Origin of the sequence: Bathymodiolus platifrons methanotrophic gill symbiont (assembly GCF_002189065.1) — a bacterium.
In the GTDB taxonomy this organism is placed as follows: Bacteria; Pseudomonadota; Gammaproteobacteria; order Methylococcales; family Methylomonadaceae; genus Methyloprofundus.
This window is the reverse complement of sequence record NZ_BDMN01000585.1, coordinates 1-1180: the sequence shown is the minus strand read 5'-3', so window position 1 is coordinate 1180 and position 1180 is coordinate 1. Positions and strand designations below refer to the sequence as shown.

General features: G+C 41.3%; 1 protein-coding gene and 1 pseudogene. One reads left to right on the top strand and one right to left on the bottom strand.

What is annotated here, in order from left to right; translation table 11 throughout:
• Window positions 1–15: 15 nt before the first annotated feature.
• A pseudogene (locus CDZ78_RS20725) lies at window positions 16–213 on the bottom strand (ISL3 family transposase); the annotation flags it as partial.
• Window positions 214–270: 57 nt separating this feature from the next.
• Here CDZ78_RS20725 and CDZ78_RS20720 point away from each other — a divergent pair.
• Window positions 271–582 carry a type II toxin-antitoxin system RelE/ParE family toxin gene (locus CDZ78_RS20720; protein WP_087868805.1) on the top strand — a complete coding sequence of 104 codons (312 nt, stop codon included), beginning with the start codon at window positions 271–273 and terminating at the stop codon, window positions 580–582.
• Window positions 583–1180: the final 598 nt, after the last annotated feature.

The following is a 1180-nucleotide window of genomic DNA, read 5'->3' as shown; positions in this document are numbered from 1 at the left end:
TAAAGAAGCTCAAGTTTGCCATTGCCGATCGACTGTATCATGCACTGGGCAGAGAACCCCCGATTCATCAGCAAAACGGGCGCCTGGTTCAAAACCTATCTGCAAATGAAGTTCATTCTGTTCTAAAATATTGTCGTTTGAAAAGATAATTTCTTCCACTTTCCAAGGCGATTGTAAGCCTAAAGCCATACTAAATAAAGATTCATTATTCATGGTATTATTATCGCACTACCCACTAGGATTCACATAGAGCCAGAAAAAAATGAGTAAATGGCTCAAGTAATCTGGACGGAACCAGCTCTATCAGACCTTGATGCAATAGCAGAATATATAGCTCTTGATGAGCCAAGTGCGGCTATAAGTTTAGTTAAAAAAGTTTTCTCTAGCACAGAAAGACTTGAACAATTTCCAGAATTAGGCCGTAAACCACCAGAGTTTAAAAAATCAAGATATTTAGAGATAGTTGTAAATCCTTGTCGTATTTTTTACAGGATTGAAGGAGACGCAGTATATATAGTATATGTAAAGCGTAGTGAAAGAAAACTTCGAAAATATATGCTCAAAACAAGAAAAATAAGCTAAATTGGGTAAGGGCTGGTTTTTCTCCGGCCTCCCCCACACCACCCAGAATACGGGGCTGCACAGGGCGGTTCTTTTGCGTAATAAAATCAATTGCGCCCTTGCAATTGACCCCAGAGCTGGCTATGGAATCTTGCCGTCCCCCCCCCATATTAAACATGAGAAAGACAAGCCCAGCTCCTCTTTGGTAAAGGGTCAGGCCTTCACTCTGTCCCCTACCATTATGCTAGGCATTTGGCTGCTATGCGCCATCTGCTGACTTTTGTTTAATCATCAGCAAGGTTGCCCCTGCAAACGCTATGCGCATTTATTGCGTTGCTATCGTATTCGCTAGTTCACCGATGGATAGCCATCAGGACTCCCGGACATTTAAATCAGTTACCCACTGACTCCATTTCATACAATAAGATTACATCGCATGTTAGATAGGGTATGTGGAGAGGCAAACTTAAATACGACAGGTATAAAAAAAGGCTCATCAATGATGGGCCTTTCTATACGACTAATGCGGATAAAATCTAGTTTTTAGCTTTATCAACAATTTGATTCGTTGCAATCCATGGCATCATCGCACGTAGCTTTGCACCAACAACTTCGATTG